This is a genomic window from Paenibacillus sp. 1001270B_150601_E10, assembly GCF_015558675.1.
GTDB lineage: Bacteria > Bacillota > Bacilli > Paenibacillales > Paenibacillaceae > Paenibacillus_B.
The window spans coordinates 1-19,549 of sequence record NZ_JADMOL010000007.1 but is presented as its reverse complement, the minus strand read 5'-3'; the positions used below and the strand labels follow the sequence as shown (position 1 = coordinate 19,549).

General features: G+C 46.8%; 21 protein-coding genes. 18 read left to right on the top strand and 3 right to left on the bottom strand.

What is annotated here, in order from left to right; translation table 11 throughout:
- Window positions 1–104 precede the first annotated feature (104 nt).
- The gene (locus I2H74_RS16270; RefSeq protein WP_195575296.1) at window positions 105–560 is read right to left on the bottom strand and encodes a cupredoxin domain-containing protein; all 456 of its coding nucleotides are present in this window, start codon (window positions 558–560) and stop codon (window positions 105–107) included.
- A gap of 173 nt (window positions 561–733) precedes the next feature.
- On the opposite strand from I2H74_RS16270, the gene I2H74_RS16265 reads away from it, so the two are divergent.
- Genes I2H74_RS16265 through I2H74_RS16255 form a run of 3 tightly spaced genes read left to right on the top strand, consistent with a single transcriptional unit; the run spans window position 734 to window position 2,585 of the window.
- Window positions 734–1,351, top strand: a complete 618-nt coding sequence (locus I2H74_RS16265) for a DedA family protein (RefSeq protein ID WP_195575295.1) — start codon at window positions 734–736, stop codon at window positions 1,349–1,351.
- Window positions 1,348–1,914 carry a thioredoxin family protein gene (locus I2H74_RS16260; protein ID WP_324254087.1) on the top strand — a complete coding sequence of 189 codons (567 nt, stop codon included), beginning with the start codon at window positions 1,348–1,350 and terminating at the stop codon, window positions 1,912–1,914. Before I2H74_RS16265 ends, I2H74_RS16260 begins: the two co-directional genes overlap by 4 nt.
- Window positions 1,915–1,961: 47 nt before the next feature.
- Window positions 1,962–2,585, top strand: a complete 624-nt coding sequence (locus tag I2H74_RS16255; RefSeq protein WP_195575294.1) for an MBL fold metallo-hydrolase — start codon at window positions 1,962–1,964, stop codon at window positions 2,583–2,585.
- Between the two features lie 135 nt (window positions 2,586–2,720).
- Here the strand turns inward: I2H74_RS16255 and I2H74_RS16250 are convergent, their stop codons facing one another.
- Entirely contained in the window at window positions 2,721–3,875 is a 1,155-nt protein-coding gene (locus tag I2H74_RS16250) for a DUF418 domain-containing protein (RefSeq protein WP_195575293.1), read from the bottom strand.
- A gap of 234 nt (window positions 3,876–4,109) precedes the next feature.
- On the opposite strand from I2H74_RS16250, the gene I2H74_RS16245 reads away from it, so the two are divergent.
- From I2H74_RS16245 to I2H74_RS16180, 14 genes are all read left to right on the top strand, one after another.
- Entirely contained in the window at window positions 4,110–5,309 is a 1,200-nt protein-coding gene (locus I2H74_RS16245; RefSeq protein ID WP_195575487.1) for a M24 family metallopeptidase, read from the top strand.
- Between the two features lie 84 nt (window positions 5,310–5,393).
- The gene (locus I2H74_RS16240; protein ID WP_195575292.1) at window positions 5,394–5,774 is read left to right on the top strand and encodes an ATPase; all 381 of its coding nucleotides are present in this window, start codon (window positions 5,394–5,396) and stop codon (window positions 5,772–5,774) included.
- A 361-nt stretch (window positions 5,775–6,135) separates the two neighbouring features.
- A complete protein-coding gene (locus I2H74_RS16235; protein ID WP_195575291.1) occupies window positions 6,136–6,909 on the top strand; it encodes a threonine/serine exporter family protein in 774 nt (257 codons plus the stop codon).
- Window positions 6,906–7,343 (top strand): threonine/serine exporter family protein, encoded by a 438-nt coding sequence (locus I2H74_RS16230; protein WP_195575290.1) that lies wholly within the window; start codon window positions 6,906–6,908, stop codon window positions 7,341–7,343. Before I2H74_RS16235 ends, I2H74_RS16230 begins: the two co-directional genes overlap by 4 nt.
- Before the next feature lie 233 nt (window positions 7,344–7,576).
- The gene (gatC, locus tag I2H74_RS16225) at window positions 7,577–7,864 is read left to right on the top strand and encodes an Asp-tRNA(Asn)/Glu-tRNA(Gln) amidotransferase subunit GatC (RefSeq protein ID WP_195575289.1); all 288 of its coding nucleotides are present in this window, start codon (window positions 7,577–7,579) and stop codon (window positions 7,862–7,864) included.
- Between the two features lie 21 nt (window positions 7,865–7,885).
- Window positions 7,886–9,343 (top strand): Asp-tRNA(Asn)/Glu-tRNA(Gln) amidotransferase subunit GatA, encoded by a 1,458-nt coding sequence (gatA, locus tag I2H74_RS16220; protein WP_195575288.1) that lies wholly within the window; start codon window positions 7,886–7,888, stop codon window positions 9,341–9,343.
- 18 nt (window positions 9,344–9,361) lie between these two features.
- Entirely contained in the window at window positions 9,362–10,801 is a 1,440-nt protein-coding gene (gatB, locus tag I2H74_RS16215) for an Asp-tRNA(Asn)/Glu-tRNA(Gln) amidotransferase subunit GatB (RefSeq protein ID WP_195575287.1), read from the top strand.
- A gap of 346 nt (window positions 10,802–11,147) precedes the next feature.
- The gene (locus tag I2H74_RS16210) at window positions 11,148–11,612 is read left to right on the top strand and encodes a GNAT family N-acetyltransferase (protein ID WP_195575486.1); all 465 of its coding nucleotides are present in this window, start codon (window positions 11,148–11,150) and stop codon (window positions 11,610–11,612) included.
- Window positions 11,613–11,640: 28 nt separating this feature from the next.
- Complete coding sequence (locus tag I2H74_RS16205) at window positions 11,641–12,354, top strand: MgtC/SapB family protein (RefSeq protein ID WP_195575485.1); 714 nt, start codon at window positions 11,641–11,643, stop codon at window positions 12,352–12,354.
- Between the two features lie 152 nt (window positions 12,355–12,506).
- On the top strand, window positions 12,507–13,112 hold the full coding sequence (locus I2H74_RS16200) for an RNA polymerase sigma factor (protein ID WP_229106749.1): 606 nt from the start codon (window positions 12,507–12,509) through the stop codon (window positions 13,110–13,112).
- Between the two features lie 41 nt (window positions 13,113–13,153).
- Window positions 13,154–13,795 (top strand): DUF6677 family protein, encoded by a 642-nt coding sequence (locus I2H74_RS16195; protein ID WP_195575286.1) that lies wholly within the window; start codon window positions 13,154–13,156, stop codon window positions 13,793–13,795.
- A gap of 24 nt (window positions 13,796–13,819) precedes the next feature.
- Window positions 13,820–15,001, top strand: a complete 1,182-nt coding sequence (locus I2H74_RS16190) for a DUF4097 family beta strand repeat-containing protein (RefSeq protein ID WP_195575285.1) — start codon at window positions 13,820–13,822, stop codon at window positions 14,999–15,001.
- A 205-nt stretch (window positions 15,002–15,206) separates the two neighbouring features.
- Window positions 15,207–15,647, top strand: coding sequence for a peroxide-responsive transcriptional repressor PerR (perR, locus tag I2H74_RS16185; RefSeq protein ID WP_195575284.1), 441 nt, complete (start codon window positions 15,207–15,209; stop codon window positions 15,645–15,647).
- 117 nt (window positions 15,648–15,764) lie between these two features.
- The gene (locus I2H74_RS16180) at window positions 15,765–17,453 is read left to right on the top strand and encodes a glycosyl hydrolase family 18 protein (RefSeq protein ID WP_324254086.1); all 1,689 of its coding nucleotides are present in this window, start codon (window positions 15,765–15,767) and stop codon (window positions 17,451–17,453) included.
- Window positions 17,454–17,554: 101 nt separating this feature from the next.
- Here I2H74_RS16180 and I2H74_RS16175 read toward each other — a convergent pair whose 3' ends face one another.
- Entirely contained in the window at window positions 17,555–18,013 is a 459-nt protein-coding gene (locus I2H74_RS16175; protein WP_195575282.1) for a DUF2614 family zinc ribbon-containing protein, read from the bottom strand.
- Between the two features lie 121 nt (window positions 18,014–18,134).
- Here I2H74_RS16175 and I2H74_RS16170 point away from each other — a divergent pair, with 121 nt between their 5' ends.
- Entirely contained in the window at window positions 18,135–19,049 is a 915-nt protein-coding gene (locus I2H74_RS16170; protein ID WP_195575281.1) for a hypothetical protein, read from the top strand.
- Window positions 19,050–19,549: the final 500 nt, after the last annotated feature.

The following is a 19,549-nucleotide window of genomic DNA, read 5'->3' as shown; positions in this document are numbered from 1 at the left end:
ATCTCCTCTCCAAGCGAATTGTGATTTAATATATGCAGGAGCCTCGCTTGAAGGTACATCACACCATATGACAGTAGCTTATAGCACTAGAATGACCGTTGACATTAATCCACAACGATATAGCCGACCATCGGCCCTTCATGCGCTGCGTCAGCATGGGTCAGGCATACAATCCGGTAAATGCCCTCTTTCGCTTGGAAGGTCACAACCGTTTCCTCATTTTTCTTAATCGTTCCGCGGATATCCAGCCCCTCAATGACAAAATCATGCTGTTTGCCGTTCACTCCCTTTATACGAAGCTCTACCTTTTCTCCATCATGGGCATATACGGTGCCGGGATGGAACAAGTAGGTTTCAAGCTCCTTGCCATTGTCCAGGGTGGTTTTGAATTCGCCTGTAATCATATGAAGCACTCTAGTTTCACCAGTTGTTGTGCTTGCTGCATGCTCTGACATCTGAAGTTGACTATACTTGATGAAGGCAATGGATACCATGATAAAGGCAAGCACGGCTAGTCCAATATGCCACTGCTTGCGGGAGACTACCCAGAATCTTGACATGAACGATCCCTCACTTTGCCACAATATGATACTCGTACATATCTATGCTTTGGCTTGGACCCTAATTCCTGCATTGGAGTCATGATCGGCCATATGATAGAATAATATGGGTTAATAGAACATTGTTAGACAAGTATTCGGACTTATGGATAAGAGAGAAGGAAGTGTGAATCATGCAAATCATTCATCAAGTGGTCTCCACCCTGTTTGAATGGATTCAAGGAATGGGTGCTTGGGGCATCATGCTTGGTTTGATGATTGAGGTCATCCCGAGTGAGATTGTTCTGGCTTATGGAGGCTATTTGGTCGCAGAAGGGCAGATCGGCTTTGTGCCAGCGGTTATCTTCGGCGTTATTGGCGGTGTTTTTGCCCAGCTTATCGTTTACGCGATCGGCCGTTATGGCGGAAGACCGTTTCTGGAGCGTTTTGGTCGTTACATCTTGATTCAGAAGCATCATATTGACAAGTCGGAGGAATGGTTCAGCAAGTACGGCACCGGTGTTATTTTTACGGCGCGCTTTGTGCCCGTTGTTCGCCACGCCATTTCCATTCCAGCAGGGATCTCCAAGATGCCGGTTGGACGATTTACGCTGCTTACAACACTCGCGGTTATTCCGTGGACCATTCTATTCGTCTATCTTGGACATGTGCTTGGCGCGAATTGGCAGCATATTGATGAGAAAGCAGCGCCTTATATAAAGCCGTTTATTCTAATTGCACTTGCTGTACTCATCGTATATGTTCTGATTAAATATACCATTTCAAAGAAGAAAGCGGGGAACATTCAGTGAGTCAATCCATCGCGAAAGTAATGGGACAAGGGATTACGCCACAAGCCTTTATTGAAGGTATGACGAAAAATCAAGAGGACTTTGTAAGATGGTCCGACTCCTTTGAATGGACACAAGAGGACAATAAGTCATTTTTTGAATCGCTCCAATTCCGGGATGATTTGCGCTGCTCGATCCTGATGGCGGACTGGTGTGGCGATGTCGTACGCAATGTGCCCGTCGTGTTTAAGGTGATGGACGAGGCGGGAATCCCAACGGAAGTGCTCATTATGGAGCAGTTCCTTGATACGATGGATCAATTTCTGACCATGGGCGGTAGATCGGTACCGATTGTACTGATTACTGATACGGGTGGACATGTTCTCGCGCAGTGGGGACCAAGGCCAAGAGATGTGCAGGCGCATATGGTTGCATTCAAAGAAACCTATACGGACCGTGAAGCGCCAGCGTATGCGGAGCAGTTGAAGATTACTTATCAGAAGATTAAGGAACAGTATGGAGAAGGAACGGATTATCAGCGTCGTATCGTTCGCGAACTGCATGAGATTCTATCCTCCATTTAAGAGAAAGAATAGAACGTAATGTTAACTAAAGGCGGTGTCCAATCAACATGTTCAAGATCGTGACGTTTCCGCTAGGACCGCTGGAGACGAATGTATATTTATTGTTAAATGAAGCGACGAAAGAAGCGCTTATTATAGATCCGGGTATGAACCCCGATCGTATTTTCAAGCCGCTTGAAGGCTATGAGGTAAAGGCCATTCTGCTCACCCATGCCCATTTTGACCATATCGGCGGTCTCAAGCAGGTGCGAGATCGCTATGGCTGTCCGGTATACATCCATCATGAAGAGGCTGAATGGCTTACTTCAGCAGAGTGGAACGGTTCCCTTCGCTGGCCGCAGGTTACGCGTCCGATGACATTCGAGCCTGCTGAGCACCTGCTTGAAGACGGGCAGGAGCTAGAGCTTATCGGGCATACCTTTAAGGTTCTGCATACGCCTGGACATTCCCCAGGCAGCGTCAGCTTCCTGCATGACAAGCATCTATTCGCTGGCGATGTGCTGTTCCGAACATCTGTGGGACGCACGGACCTGCCTGGAGGCAATCCGCGCGAGCTCTTCAAGTCGATCCAAGAGAAGGTTCTGCCGTTAGGGGATCACATGAACGTCTATCCAGGTCATGGTCCTGCGACAACGGTTGGCTATGAGAAGCAGCATAATCCGTTTCTTTAATTGGCTTGGAGAATGACACGCAATAAAGCACTTCACTCGAATCTTTAGCTTTCGCCATGCAGCGAAAGTATAGACTAGAGATGAAGTGCTTTTCTTTCATTACTCTTCTTTGAAGGCCTTTGCCAAGAGTCTTTCTCACATGGAGGAGTAGAATGAACGTGCTTCCTGCTTGCGCCGAAGCGGAGCAAACTTCCCATAGGTTCCGGCGCGCCAAAGCCACTCGATAGGACCCATGTAATAGTATCGCAGCCAGAGCTTGCTTGCTGCAAGCTGCAGCACGATGATCAAGGCCGCTGTCGCCGTACCGATCCAGTACGCCTCTCCAATCCCTGGCCATAGCCAACGGTACAGGATGAACACCAGCACGGTATGCATCAGATAATTGGTCAAGGCCATCCTTCCTACGGCAGCAAGAGATGAAAATGAGCGTTCACCTAAGCGAGCAATTAGTCTTAACAACGTACAGATATAAAAGATGGCCATGCTCTTCCCGGACAGGTAGATAAAAAAGATGACCTGATTGGAGTCGTACTGCTCCTTCGTAACAAAATGCCATAGAATCGGGATGAATAGAATCAAAGATAACACGAGTGTTATCCATTGGGTGCGCTTTACACTTTTGGAGTTGTAGCGCTCTCTATGCTCAAACCACTGTTTTTTTCCTGCATATAAGCCTATCAAAAATAACCCAAGCACCTCAAAGCTTATTAAAATGAGATTTCCGATGCCTTGTGTAAGAAAGTACTCCCATCGCTCGCCTAGATTGGGTACAGCTTTGAACAAGCTGCCGTTTGCGAGTTCTGGATCATAGATCATCAACATATTCGAAGCGGCCGTAATGAGCGTGTACAGGCCGATCAGGACAATCCCCCATACGGCAAGTGTCCGTGGCTTTCTTTTATAGAATAAGAAGAGCAGGAATCCTATGGCAGCATAAATATGTAAGATATCTCCAAACCATAGTAGAATAAGATGGATGAGGCCTATGCCCAGCAGAATCCATAACCTCCGCCTAAATAGCGAGGAAGCTTTGTTTCCGCGCTCTTCCGCTCTCTTCATGAAGAGGAAGAACGATAGTCCAAATAAAAACGAGAAGATCGTATAGAATTTGGTTTGAATGAAGAGATCATATAATAACCGAATAATCGCATCACTTCCTGATAAATCAAAGCGATAATGAAGGCCATTTCCGACCATATCAGGAATATTCACCAAAAGAATGCCGAAGACTGCGAAGCCGCGAATGATATCAATGGCTTGGATGCGGGATTGCAGAGCAGTTGCTTGCATAATGATCCTCCTTCTTAAATGAGTGTTCCTTATTTATCCTGCGCTTACATTTTACACAATCCCCTTTAGGTTGTCTTCGATTACTTTGGTTTCGTTCATAGCAAGACAGAAATGTTCGTGTTATCATTATGCTGTTTTGTTGGGTTAGAGACCGATAGGTTTAAAATAGATATAGAGGACTGAAATGGAGGAATTGATATGACAGCGAATGAACACAAACCCGTTACTTCAAGCATGCTAGAACGCAAGGATCGGATTGCTCGATTGCAAGAAGAGATGAAAAAGAAACAGATTCATTTGTTCTTCGTCACGCAGAATGTGGATATTTATTATATAACCGGTTCGATGCAGACAGGATATGTGGTTGTTCCTCAAGTGGGAGAGCCAATCTTCCTTGTGAAGCGCAGCTATGAGCGTGCAGTATTGGAATCTAAGATTCGCGTCGCTCGCATGGGTTCGTTTAGACAGCTTGAGGACACCGTTGGGAGCTTCTTTCCTGAGTTGTACAGCAGCGAACACACGCCAACGATAGCCACCGAGTATGATGTGTTACCGGTACAGCAGTTCAAAAGACTTCAGGCTGTCCTTCCCAAAGCCAAATGGGTGGATGGCTCCATCCTATTTAGAGAGCTTCGAATGGTGAAATCTCCTTACGAAGTGGCTCGTATTCGTATGGCAGCGATTGCGGCTCACCGTGCATTTATTGAAGCGGTCAACTACGTAAGACCAGGCATGATGGAACTGGAGCTCATCGCTCATATTGAGCATATATTCCGGATGCAGGGGCATGTCGGCATCATGAGAATGCGCGGGTACAATCAAGAGATTATCACAGGGATGGTTGCAAGCGGGGATGCAGCTGCAGAGCCAACGTATTTTGATGGTCCTGCAGGAGGAAGAGGGCTCACGCCTGCTGCTCCTCAAGGAGCGAGCCGCAAGGTTATCAGTGAAAATGAGCCAATCTTAGTTGATATCGGCTGCTGTATTGACGGGTATGTCATCGATCAGACCCGAACACTTGTCATCGGTAAGCTGGATGAAGATCTTGAGAGAGCCTATCAGGTATCTGAACACATTCTTCGTGAGACGGAGAAAAAGCTAGTGCCAGGCACCATTTGTGAGTCACTTTACACAGATGCCCTCCGCATTGCTGAAGAAGCAGGTCTCTCCGATCACTTTATGGGTTATGGAGAGGATCAAGTCAAATTCTTAGGCCATGGAATTGGCATGGAGATTGATGAATGGCCGGTACTGGCAAGAGGTTTCAAGCAAGAGCTCACACCGGGCATGGTGATTGCAATCGAGCCGAAGTTTACGTTCCCTGGCCGTGGTGTTGTAGGAATTGAGAATACCTATCTGATTACAAAGGATGGATTCGAAAGATTGACGACCGCGCCAGAAGGAATTATTGCTGTGAAGAGCCGCGACAGGTAATGATCGGACGTTTACACCGCGACACTTTTTTAGTAACATAGTGAAAAATGGTCTATCGGACCTATTGGCTGGGAGGCATGACCAATGCTGCAATTGGGAGAGAAAGTAGTCATTGTCGCCGACCGTTTCGAACAACAACTGCCTATCGGGGAATACGGCTATATTATTGCATATGACCGCAACGCGGATAACGCCTTTGATTATGTCATCCGAGTTCCGAAAGCAAACCGCAACTTCTTCGTACCGGCTTCAGATATTGAATGCGAAGACCTGCTGATTCAGCAGGAAGCGGAACGCGTCGAACGGGAGGCGCTGATAGATTATGCGCTTGCTACACGCAACGAAGCCTTGTTCCGTCGTTTGATGAATGACGAGGAAGAGGTAGAGGCGGAACAAGAAGAAGGCTCTGAGCCCATGACTGCCGAAGACTTTATTCGTAAAGTCAACTTGAGAGCGTGGATATAAGACAAGATAAGATTGGGTCATACTATGGATAGTGGATATCCATCGTTATGAGGAAGACGTGCCAGATAGCGGTTTCGCCTTATCAGCGGAGTGCACTGCACGTCTTTTTCACCATATATAGAATTTATAAGTGCTGCTTCCAGAGTGTCTTCGAATTCTATATTGGCGATAAAACCTGCCTCTAGGCGCGGTCGTTCATCTTTGAATGGCCTCGATAGAGGTTTTCTCACTGTGAGAAGAAGGAGCTTGTCCTATTCTTCTTATCAATGTATGATGTGGACGCCTCTCCACAGCCGGTAAGGTCACCGAGAGCGTTCGACTTAAGCAGCTAGTAACATCAGGTGGAGAGGAAGTACGCAGAATGGAAGCAAGCCGCATCATCTATGTCGCAACTTATGCAGGCAAGATTATGCTTGAGAGCGGTGGGGAGACCTATCGGGTTGAGGATACGATCAACCGTATCTGCCAGGCCTACGGCATTAAGCAGGTGGACAGCTTTGTGGTTCCAACGGCTATTATTACATCCGCGGTAAAGGATGATTTTCGTTCAAAGACAGTCATTAAGCGGATCAAGCATCGAAGCTTTAATTTGCAGAAGATCGTGAGGGTCAATGAGCTGTCGAGGGCCATTGTTGCAGACAAGCTATCTGTCAATGAAGCCTACCGTGAGCTGAAAGAGATCGAGCAAATGCAGGGATATCCTTTGTGGCTCTCCACTCTCTTTTATGCCCTGATCTCTGCAGCCTATACGATCTTCTTTGGTGCATCCGTGCTGGACGCGCTGGGAGCCTTTGTGGCGGGTGCCGTGATGCGGCTGGTCCTGTATCCGTTTGAAAAAGGACAGTATAATGTCGTCTTTATTCATGTTATTGGTGGAGTGGCGGCGGCCATAGGTATTGTCCTGTTGACATTGACAGGATGGTTCCAGATGTCGAATATGATGTTAATCTCGGTTCTAATGAATCTGTTTCCTGGATTGATTATGGCCAATGCACTGCGTGATATTATGGCGGGTGACTTTTTATCCGGTATGTCTAGAGTATCTGAAGCCCTGTTAATTGCGATTGCTATCGCAGTGGGCTCTGGTTCTGTGATCGGAATGAGTATGAGCCTGTTTGGAAGTGATATTTTATGATCGTACAGGTCGTAACTTCATTTTTTATTAGTATGTGCTTTGGCGGCGCCTTTCAGCTTCGTATCAAAGGAATGCTGGTGTCAGGCCTCGCTGGGGCATTAAGCTGGCTTACCTTCCTTCTTGTGAAGCCGCTCTTTGGAAGCGACTTTGTTGCCTATTTCTTTGCTTCCTGTGTGCTCAATATATTTTCAGAGATTGCTGCACGCGTAGCAAAGATGCCAGCGATCAGCTTTATTGTGCCAGGGCTGGTGCCGCTTGTACCAGGGTGGGCATTGTACTCCACGATGTATGACTTTGTTCAGGGCAATACGCAGCAGGCGTGGAGCTCCGCCATTTTCTCCTTTTCGACAGCGATTAGCATCTCGTTGGGCTTTGTCCTAACGTTAGGTGTCACACGCTTGCGGAGACCCAAATGGATGAGTTTAAAGCGATAATCGTTTTGACCAACCATAAGACATCGTGCATGCTGCTTACAGGCAGGACATGTACGGTGTCTTTGTTTTTATCTGTAAGGAGCTTGAAGGTGATGGTTTAAAGCAGAGGATCGAAAAATCAGTAAATTTCTGTCAACATGTCGCATTGAGTTGATTTTCGTTCTGCGCTATAATAAAGGGATGATTTTGGCTGCTGGATCAGCCAATGGATAGTGAGGAGGATGTTGTAACGTATGAGCATTCGCTTAGAGAACGTTGAGCATGTGGCACGTCTTGCACGCTTGGAGCTAACATCAGAAGAGAAGGAACGCTTTTTAGGTCAATTGAATGCGATTCTGAATTATGCGGACAAGCTGAATGAGTTGAACACAGACGATGTAGCACCGACTACGCACGTACTGCCGATACATAATGTGCTGCGTGATGACGAGGTGCGTAAATCGCTTACGATAGAACAAGTTATGAAGAATGCACCAGAAGAGGAAGAGGGCCATTTCCTCGTTCCTGCTGTGCTCGAATAGGTTGAGAGGGGGATGTTCTAGTTGACGATCTTGGATATGAATATAGCTGAATTAAAGCAGCGCTTGAAGTCTCGCGACTTATCTTCCTCAGAGCTTGTGGAAGCTTCCTATGCTCGCATTGCGGAAACGGAAGAGTCGATTCAGGCCTTCCTTACGCTGGATGAGGATCGTGCTCGCACCGCGGCTAAGGCTTGGGATGAGCGTTATGCAAAAGGCGAGGCGGAATCGCTTCTCGCAGGTCTTCCGATCGGGATCAAGGACAACATTGTGACAGATGGGCTGCGCACTACTTGTGCAAGCCGCTTCCTCGAGAACTTTGTTCCTGTGTACGATTCCACGGTATCCCGCAAGCTGAAGGAAGCGGGAGCCATTACAATCGGCAAGCTCAACATGGATGAATTTGCGATGGGAGGCTCAAATGAGAACTCCGCTTACCAAACGACACGCAATCCTTGGGATATCACGCGTGTTCCAGGTGGTTCCAGCGGCGGTTCTGCAGCCTCTGTTGCTGCGCTGCAAGTCCCATTCTCCTTGGGTTCTGATACAGGCGGATCTATTCGTCAGCCTGCTTCCTACTGCGGGATTGTCGGCTTGAAGCCTACCTATGGTCGAGTATCTCGCTTCGGACTTGTTGCCTTTGCTTCATCCTTGGATCAGATCGGTCCATTAACACGTACGGTTGAAGATGCGGCTCATGTGCTGGAAGCCATTGCTGGTTATGATCAGATGGACTCTACTTCTGCGAATGTGGAGGTATCCTCTTACGCTTCTGCGCTTACAGGCGATGTGAAGGGACTCCGTATCGGCGTTCCGAAGGAATACATGGGTGAGGGTGTTGACCCTGCGGTTAAGGCTAATATTATGGAGGCATTGAAGGTCTATGAATCTCTAGGCGCAACATGGGAAGAAGTCTCCATGCCGCATACGGAATATGCTGTTGCTGCTTATTATTTGCTCGCTTCTTCTGAAGCAAGCTCTAACCTTGCTCGATTTGATGGCGTCCGTTACGGCGTGCGCGCATCGCGTCCTGACAATCTTCTTGATTTGTACGTGAAGTCCAGAAGCGAGGGCTTCGGCCAAGAAGTGAAGCGCCGCATTATGCTTGGTACTTATGCGCTTAGCTCCGGCTATTACGATGCGTTCTATCTCAAGGCTCAGAAGGTTCGCACATTGATTAAGCGTGACTTTGACGAAGCCTTGTCTCGCTTCGATATTCTGCTTGCGCCTACTGCGCCGACGACGGCATTCAAGATTGGCGAGCAGGTGGACAATCCATTGCAAATGTACATGAACGATATTCTTACGATTCCAGTGAGCCTTGCCGGCGTTCCAGCTATTAGCATTCCATGTGGATTTGCGGATGGACTTCCAGTAGGATTGCAGCTCATCGGCAAGCCTTTTGATGAGGCTGGACTGCTTAAGGCCGCTCATGCTTACGAACAGCATACTGAACATCACAAGCTGCGTCCGCAGTTGTAAGAGGAGGGAGACCCTGACATGACGCAAGCTCAATATGAAACGGTCATCGGCTTGGAGGTGCACGTCGAGCTCCATACGAAGTCGAAGATCTTCTGCGGCTGCTCGACATCCTTTGGTGCGGCGCCGAATAGCCAAACTTGTCCTATCTGCCTAGGTCATCCGGGCGTGCTGCCGGTGCTTAACCGTCAGGCGGTTGAATATGCGATGAAGGCAGCCATGGCATTGAATTGTGAGATTTCATCTGTCGGTCACTTTGACCGTAAAAACTATTTCTATCCCGATTCTCCGAAGGCCTATCAGATCTCTCAGAATGATCGCCCGATCGGAACGAACGGCTGGATCGATATCGAAGTAAACGGTGAAACGAAGCGTATTCGAATCAACCGTCTCCATTTGGAAGAGGATGCGGGCAAGCTGACACACATGGATGGCGGCTTTGGGTCCATGGTAGACTTGAACCGCTGCGGAACGCCGCTTGTAGAGATTGTATCCGAGGCGGATCTTCGCTCCCCTGAAGAAGCAAAAGCTTATTTGGAGAAAATGAAGGCGATTATGCAGTACTGTGACGTGTCTGATGTGAAAATGGAAGAGGGTTCCCTTCGCTGCGATGCAAACGTCAGTCTTCGTCCTTACGGCCAAGAAGAATTCGGTACGAAGACAGAGCTCAAGAACATGAACTCCTTCCGCGGTGTTCAGCGCGGACTTGAGTATGAAGTCGAGCGCCAGACGGAGGTTCTGGAAGACGGCGATAAAGTGATTCAAGAGACTCGCCGCTGGGATGAAGCGCAAGGACGGACCATAGTGATGCGTACGAAAGAAGAAGCGCATGACTATCGCTACTTCCCAGACCCAGATCTTGTGGAGCTTCATATTGATGAAGCTTGGCAGGAGCGCGTGCGTGCTACCATTCCTGAATTGCCTGATGCAAGACAAGCTCGCTACACAGCGGACTACAGCTTATCGAGCTATGATGCTGGCGTTATCACATCCTCCAAGAAGCTCGCTGATCTGTTCGATGTAAGCTTGAATTATACGCAAGATGCCAAGGCTGTTGCGAACTGGATCATGGGCGATCTGCTTGGCTACCTGAATCAGAACAGCAAGGACATCGATGAAGTGAAGCTTACGGGTCAAGGGCTTGGCGAGATGATTGGCCTTCTTGAAAAGGGCACGATCAACAATAAGATCGCGAAGACGGTATTCAAGGAAATGCTCGAAACAGGCAAGGCTCCTCAAGCCATTGTCGAAGAAAAAGGTCTTGTTCAAATCAGCGATACAGGTGCGATCAAAGAGATCGTGGAGAAGGTTGTTGCCGCTAATCCTCAATCAGTGGAAGATTTCCGTGCTGGCAAGGATAAGGCGATTGGCTTCCTAGTTGGACAAGTGATGAAGGAATCCAAAGGGAAGGCTAATCCTGGGCTCGTCAATGAACTTCTTCGTGAGGTTCTTAAGGGTTAGTATCCTCTTTTGAGACGTTCAAGATGATTGTAATATGATCGTTCGGAACAGAGCCATGCTTTTTGCGTGGTTCTGTTTTTTTATGCCTGTGCATAATCTATTGCTTGCTGCTTGTCTATCTATGCATACCGTTAAAGCAGGAGAAAAATGATGATTGGTTGCTCTATTAACATCAACAAGATGTTCCAGATCAAGAAAGTGCGAATCAAAGTTTTTCCTCTCTTTCGATTATGTCAAATATGATGTACACTGCTGTTTATAAGCCGCTATTAGCGGCGTGATTAAGGAGCAATGGATCGGTAAAAAGCACGGGATACATTCATTTTCAGAGAAGAAGGTGAGTACAATGATTAGAGAGATTCATTTACATGATCCTGATCTATTAGATCAGGTGTGGAATATGCAGCAGCAAGCCTATGGGATAGAAGCTCTGCTTATAGGCTTTCACGAGATTCCGCCTTTGCTTGAGACGAGGGACGAGCTTCAGCAGGTTCAGGAGCAATTTTATGGCTGGTACACCGATTCCAATGAACTTGTAGGGGTTATTTCTTATGAAATGGAGGCGCCGCATCTGCTGCAGATTTGCCGTGTCATGGTAAGACCGGATCATTTTCGCAAAGGGATTGGCAGATCATTAATGCAGTATGTGCTGTCTAAGCAGGGCGTCCATACATTTACCATTTGCACAGGGTTAAAGAATACCCCAGCCCTTACACTGTATGAGCAGCTTGGCTTTCACTACGTTCGTGATGACGAGGTGGCGCCTGGCGTTATACTTCGAACGTTGATCAAGACACAACCATTGACTTAGATGGCATCGGGAGGAGATTGGGTTGCCAATAGAGGATCCATGGTATATTGATAATTTACATATTACGCTTCGCTTGCTGCTGGCCATGGTGCTTGGAGGCGTTGTAGGACTTGAACGGGAACAAGCGAATCATCCAGCTGGACTTCGTACTCATATTTTAGTTTGCTTAGGTTCTTCGTTGCTTATGCTCTTATCTATTTATGGCTTTTCTCAATTCGTGCAAGAAGAGAATGTTCGCATCGATCCAGCCCGCCTTGCGACCGCTGTTATTACCGGGATTGGTTTTTTAGGAGCTGGCACGATCATTTTTACCGGTAAAGCCATTTCAGGACTAACGACAGCAGCTTCACTATGGGTTGTTGCCGCGATTGGATTAGCAGTTGGTGCAGGCTTTTACTTCCCGTCCATTTTGACGACTGGGCTCGTCCTCGTGAATCTATTTGCATTTAATAAGCTGGAGCAGCGCTATTTGGCGGGCAAGAAGCCAAGAATCTTAACGTTAATTACAGATGAGGCATTCGATGTCATGAAGACGCTGAACAGCTGTCTTTCCGAGCATGGAGTTAACGTGAAGAAGATGACGATCATGCATCTCGAAGAAGAACGAGATCGTCGTGATTATGGGTATTCCTATCGCAAAGAGATCAAGCTTGCGGTTGTCATTTCCAAACATACGGATATCCTAACCTTTGCTACGGAGATCGAACAGCTGGCTGGTGTGCGCTCAGTTACGATTGAATAAAAACTAGACTAAAGTCGGTGAAACCTTCCTAGACTCAGGAAGGTTTCTTTGTTTTTGTCGTTCGACGTAAAATAAAGATAACAAAAATGGTCTTTCGCGGACGCGTGTAAATAGAGACACCCATTGGGTTAGGTGGAAAGGAATGGACAGCAATGAAAAAGCAAACGATGGATTATACCCAACAACAGCATACTGATGAATATTTGATTCAACAATATAAAGAGGGAAATGAAGGCGCTATGCACGAATTGGTGGAAAGACATCGCCCATTTGTGTTAACTTGTATTTGTCGCACGGTTTCTGACCGCTACCTGGCAGAAGATATTGCACAGGATGTGTGGTTAAAAGTATTTCGCTCCTTGCATACGTACCGTGGCGATGCCAAATTTACGACTTGGCTGTATCGGCTGACGCGCAATCAGATGATTGATACGCTTCGCAAGTGGAAGCATCAGCATGTGGAGATGACGACAGACACGATGCAGCATATCGAAGGGCACACGGATCTTGAGCCACAGTGGTGCGATATGCCAGAAGAGCGATTGATGACAAGAGAGCGTACGGCTGAAGTGCATGAGGTATTAAAGCAGCTTCCGATGAAGTACAGAACGGTCATGGTCTTGTACCATCTTAGAGACCGTTCCTATACCGAGATCGCAGAACAGCTGTCGATGCCAGTCCGCACGGTGGAGACAAGACTTTATCGAGCTAAATCTTTGTTTAAACGCGAATGGGGACACTCTCTTGAACTCGCTTAAATGGTTGATATAGAGAACCGATTGTAATAAAAGGGGGGAGTATGATGAAGGATTATCGTTCTGGCTCATCAATGAATGATCAGGAGGAGCAATTTCTGAAGGAACGGATGAAGAAGGTTGAACACATGCAGAAGCAGCAGAGGGGCAGCGGTTGGTATCATACGCCTGAGCAGCCTTATGTCCATGCAGGAGAGCCTCCTTTTATGAATAGCAAGCCTCCTCGTAAGAGCAAGTTTGTTGCTGTGCTTCTCGGATTTTTCTTTCCGGGAATGGGGCATTTCTACTTAGGGCTTATGCAGCGCGGGCTTCTTATGATGATGCTCTTGGCACTGGATATCGTAACGATCGTCTATTTCAGCACTTCTAATGACGGAACCAATGTCCCACTGATTGTGCTGCTTTCGTTGCTCTTGCCCGTGATATATTTTTATAACTTGTTCGATGCGATGCAGAATACGGATAAGGTAAACCGACAAGCCTTGTATGGTGATATGAAGTCGGTTAAGCAGGGGCCGTGGCTTGGCATTCTCCTTGTGCTCATTGGCATGATGCTGATGCTCTTTACCGTCGATCCAGATTGGCTTCGCTGGCTGCTTCACAATGGGGGCTCATTTGCGGGAGCAGGCGTATTGATTGCTGGTGGTGTGTATTTGCTCTATAAGGAGTCCAAATATAGACCATAGCATTGCAGGAGGGATAGGAGCTTTATGATCAAAGTAGGTAGGATCACGGCTTCGCTGCTGATCATTGCAGTTGGCCTAATGCTCTTGTATGACCGCCTGTATCATACACACACGATCGCACTGCTTACCTCTTGGTGGTCACTCATCTTGATTGTCTTAGGCATCGAGATTGTGTGGTACAGCTTTCGATCCAAGGGTCGCAAGCGTAAGTTTGATGCCTTAGGAATATTCACCTCTATTTTTATAGCCGCAATCGTATTTACGATCACGCAGCCGAATCTATTTCAAGATTGGGTAAGAAGCATTCAATTTGATTTCTCGATGATGAAGCAGATGGTTAAGATGGACGGCACGAAGTCCGAGCTTCCAACACAGTCGATCTTTGTACCAACCGAGGTTAATGAACTGAAGCTTGAGCTGCAGGCAGGAGATATCTATGCGAAGATGGGATCTGAGGACCATCTAGAGGTGGAGGCAATCCTTACGATCTATAATGCCCCATCCGAACAGGTTAAATCCCTTGCTCAACTTGTTCAGATTCGTTGGGTACAGGATGAGAAAGAGCCTGTGATGAGAATGAAGATTGATGGCTTAGACAGGGTTAAGCAGGCAGGTTATGCTAGCCGAGTTGATCTTAATTTGTTGCTGCCAAGAGAGCGGGCATTCGTGCTGGACGCAAGCGCCAAGGAAGGGAATCTCTACATCCACAACCTAGTCGGCACAATTCAAGCAGACACTTCGGATGGAGGTATTGCTGTTTCCAATATTGATGGAGAGGTGTACGCGCACTCCTCTACCGGCGATATTGATATAAAGGATGTAAGTGAAAGAGTGGAAGCGAAGGCGGCAAATGGAGATTTGAATATTAAGAACGTCGGAGGAGACACCCATTTATTTACGAAAAGCGGAGATATCGATGCGAATGAGCTTCTTCGTGGAGCCTATGCGGAGACTTACAGTGGTGATATCTTTATGGGGGCCTCATCGTTAGATGGGGATTGGACGCTGACTACATTAGCTGGAGATGTTCACATAGAGCTCCCTAAGGAGGCAAGTGCTGCGATTCAAGCGAAAAATTCGTTTGGAGACTTATCATCAGACTTTCCGATAACGATAGTGGAGCATGAGATGCAGGGCGTGATCGGTGAAGGGCTGTATCGAGTCATGATTCAAGCGAATGGTGACATCGATGTGAGCGAGAGATAGTGAGATAAGCGTTGGAAAAACACTAGAAAAGGAAGTCAGACCGCACGGTTGTGCGGTTTTTCTCGATTAGATATACAATAATCATATTGACAAACAAAAAAATAAAGACGTACAATGGACATATACCAATTATTTGTTGATAATTGTTATAATGTAATAGTTATACCCGATGTGCAGGATATTACAGATAAAGGTGGTGGTCAGGATGAAGACGCGGGTACAGCATGCATTAGAACATTTGAAGGAGTCCGGCGTACGCATAACACCGCAGCGTCATGCCATTTTGGCATATTTGATGGATTCCATGACCCATCCTACTGCAGATGAGATATACCGGGCTTTGGAGCCGAAGTTTCCAAGCATGAGTGTAGCGACTGTATACAATAACCTGAAGATGTTTATTGAGGCAGGACTTGTACGAGAGCTGACTTATGGAGATAGCTCCAGCCGCTTTGATGCAAACGTATCCGATCATTATCATGCGATCTGTGAGAAGTGCGGGAAGATCGCGGATTTCTCGATACCTGCATTAGAGAACGTTGAGCAGGCAGCTGCTGAACGAACCGGATTTCATATTCGAGGACATAGGATGGAAGTATATGGAGTGTGCCGAGAGTGTGCTGAACAAGCAGCATCGGTACGGTAATATTGGAAATGGACCAAAGCGCGCAGTGATAGCACCTGCGCGCTTTTTATTTTTCATGGACATGGGGAGGCAAGGATGAATAGGAATATGGGGAGACCTCCTGCAAGGAGGAGAAATGTGCGAAAAAAGAAGGGGCTTGGCCGCTTTATTTTGCTAATTGGGCTTATCTTATTAGCCTTTAGCCTTTGGAAAGGCATTCAGGAATGGCTGCCTAATCAGCAGTATGCGAATCAAGATGGCGAAGTTGCACAGCGAATCGCTTGGAATGACCAATTAACGTCTTACGGAGCGAGCGGAAGCGGCAAGTCCCTGCTTATTCCGGCCGAGGCTATTGAAGAGTATATGGGATCTTATGTATGGGTCGAGAAGCAATCGAATCTTGTGGTTATCACCAATGAGACGGATACCGCAGTAATCCCGATTGACGGGAAGAAAGGCTATTGGAACGGTGAACGCCATACGTGGGATGGAGAAGCAAAGTTGATTAATGGAGAGGCATATGTGCCTGCCTCGGCGCTAGAGGAGCTAGGAGTGGCAACAAGCACGCAGTTCAAAACCGATGGCAGAGTTGAACTGGTCGCCCCTGGCTCAAGCTATCAGCAAGGAAAGATTAAGCTGCAAAAGAAGCCTGATCTCAAAGTGGCGCTTAGACAGGAAGCGGATAAGCAATCGTTGCTGGTCGGTGAATTGTTTGGCGAAACGGAACTTAAAATTTGGGAACAGGCAGGAAATTGGCTGAAGGTAACGGATCAGATTAGCGGCGCGGTCGGCTTTGTGAAAGAGAGCGAAGTAGAGCAAGGTGCCGCGGTTCAAGCACCAGCGAAGAAGCAGCTGGAAGCTCCTGAATTTGTGAGGCAGAAGACGCCGGTCAACTTGACTTGGGAAGCTGTATATACGCGGAATCCGAAGACAAGCAATCTTCCAGATATGCCGGGTGTTAATGTGATAAGTCCAACCTGGTTCAGTTTGGCTGATCCGGTGGGCAATGTGAACAGCAAGGCGGATTCAAGCATCGTCGAGTGGGCGCATGGAAAAGGGAAGCAGGTATGGGCGCTGTACAGCAACAGCTTTGATCCTGATCTTACGAAGGAGGCGCTTAGCACCTACGAAAGAAGAAGCAGATCCACTCAACAGCTGATTGACTATGCAAGACAGTATAATCTAGATGGCATTAACATTGACTTTGAAAATGTGAAGGTAGATGAGCGTGATGCCCTAACTCAATGGGTGAGAGAAGCATCTCCTCTGCTTCATCTTGAAGGATTGGTTGTATCGATTGATGTGACAGGGAAATCCTCCAGTGGCAACTGGTCCATGTTCCTCGATCGCGAGAACCTCGCGAAGAGCGTGGATTATATGATGGTGATGGCCTACGATGAGCATTGGGCGGCGAGTCCTAAGGCTGGTTCAGTTGCTTCATTGCCATGGACTGAACAAACGATGAGACGCATCATGGAAGAAGACAACGTACCAGCAAGCAAACTAGTTCTTGGCATGCCGCTATATATGCGTATTTGGACTGAAACAGAGGCGGGTGGCAAAACAGAAGTGAAGTCCAAAGCTGTAGGAATGACAGGAATCAAAGAATGGCTTCAGGAGCATAAGGTTACACCGCAATTTTTAGAGGATGTTGGTCAGCATTATGCGGAGGTTACCGTTAATGGTGAGAGATTGAGGGTGTGGATTGAGGATGAAACCTCGATACAAGCCCGTATCGATATGGCAAAGCGCATGGAGCTAGCAGGCGTAGCGACTTGGGCACGAACGTTTGGCGATGAGTCACTTTGGGATATGCTGCACTATTAGTTTTACTATTTTGATAGATGGTATAAAAAAAACCGTACCTTCATGGTCTAGCAAGCTAGGCCAAGGTACGGCTTTTTGTGCATTTTCTAAGATGCTGATATCTAATGATGTGTTGTCGTCGAGTTCTCCTGCACAGCCTGGTGTTTAACCGTTGAAGCGTTTGGAGCCTCTTCTGCACTTTTGATCTGTGGATGCTCGGTTGCCTGATCCGGGTCAAAGGTAAGCATGGTACGGCAGAACATGCAGCGATCGGTCTTGCCAAGAACCTTTGTTTGTCGGCCGCATTCTGGACATACTAGAATCATAGCGCTGGTAGACAGCATACCTGCAGCGAAGTAAACTGCGACACTGCCTAATAACGCGATCATGCCGATTACCATGAATACTGCGGCAAACAGCCTTCCGCTAGTTCCCCACATGAGGATTCCTGAGGTGCCAAGCACCATTAGCCCCATTCCCCCCATGGTCAGAAGTAATCCCCACAAACGAAATTCATTGATCTTGCTAGATCTAAATAAGAAGCGCTTAGCCTTCTCCAACTGGCTAGAGGAATCATTCATAGTGCGACTCTCCTATCATGTGTGGAATGTTAAATATATGAGGAGGAAAGAGACGATCTATGTAGAATTATAAACGATGAGTTGCTGTAAAAGAAAGCCAAAAAAAAGTGTGGGGAACGGAATGGAAAAGGGAAGAATGGGGCTGCCATTGCTCTTAGACCCTCTATTAGATGATCGTGCGGTAACTGGAGTAATCATCGTAGATAAAAATATTGTCGAAGCAAAGCTGAAGAAGTTTGTCGAATGGGGCACTCATATTATTGTGATTCAAACCAAGCTTCCCGATGAGGCATATGCTTCTCATTGGCTGGATGATGCTGACGGACACCCGATTCTGGTAAGCCGATTGTCCGAACAAGAACTTCTGGAGGTGAGTGATTTGGAACACCATGATGTAAAGCGTTTAATTCCATTAGGTAAAATTGAGCTTGATCGCACTGGTCATGTTGAAAGTATTAAGCGCATCATGTTGGGAAGAACGCCCATGCAGGAACAAGTGGTTCTAAGCCGATTTGCACGTTTCATCGAAGCTTACATTTACGGCAAGCGTTATCTCGAAATGGGTCATGTATGGGATGCCTATACTTCAGTATTGGCTGCACTCAAAGAATGGGGATCGCTAACGATTGCGGAGCACGGGGAAGAAGATGAGATTGGGCTTTGGGAGCAGGTTAAGAGACTTAGCCCTGGAGTATTCAAACTATATGAGGAACTTGCAACAAGCAACGAAACGGTGTTGCAGAGAGTGGAGCTTGTACTCCTAGCGTGTGAATTCTCGATTACAACGAAAATGAATACTTGCGGTGAGCCTTTGCTTCGTATTCTACGCGAGCATAAACAAGGAATATCGCTTGAACAGCTTCTTGAAATTGAAGAATTGAATCTGATCCACAGTCAGCTTCCCATGCTAATGGATAAACTCACAAAGAGCCACTATGTATATAAGCAGACTCAAGTATCTAAGAATCCGTATCATCCTGATGCACTCGTGTCGGCTTATCATTGGAATGAAGAGCGTAAAGCCGTTCATGGTTAAAAAGAGACTGGGCTCCTGTGATCTGGGCGTGGCCTCAGTAAAACGTAATGTCATCATAATGGACATAGAGAGGTCAGTTTAGCATTCTTTAATAAAAAGGGTTGACTTCACTATGTCCGTTATGATAAATTAGAACTCGTCCCTCAGAGGACATGATTCAAAGTTCACAAAGAGATGACAAGCTTCGATAAACTTCGAAAAAAACTTCTAAAAAAAGTGCTTGACGGAAACTAAGTGAATATGATATATTATAAAAGTCGCCGCTGAAAAGTGTGGCTGACTAAAGTGGAAGTGGTCAAGATGATCACGAAGCAAAATTGTTCTTTGAAAACTGAACAACGAGTGAAACATTATTGAGAATTAAATTCTCGTCAGCAATACAAATGAGCAAGTCAAACACTTAATGTGAACTTTGTTCGATTCTTGAATCGGTAAACAAAATTCGCTTTTATGGAGAGTTTGATCCTGGCTCAGGACGAACGCTGGCGGCGTGCCTAATA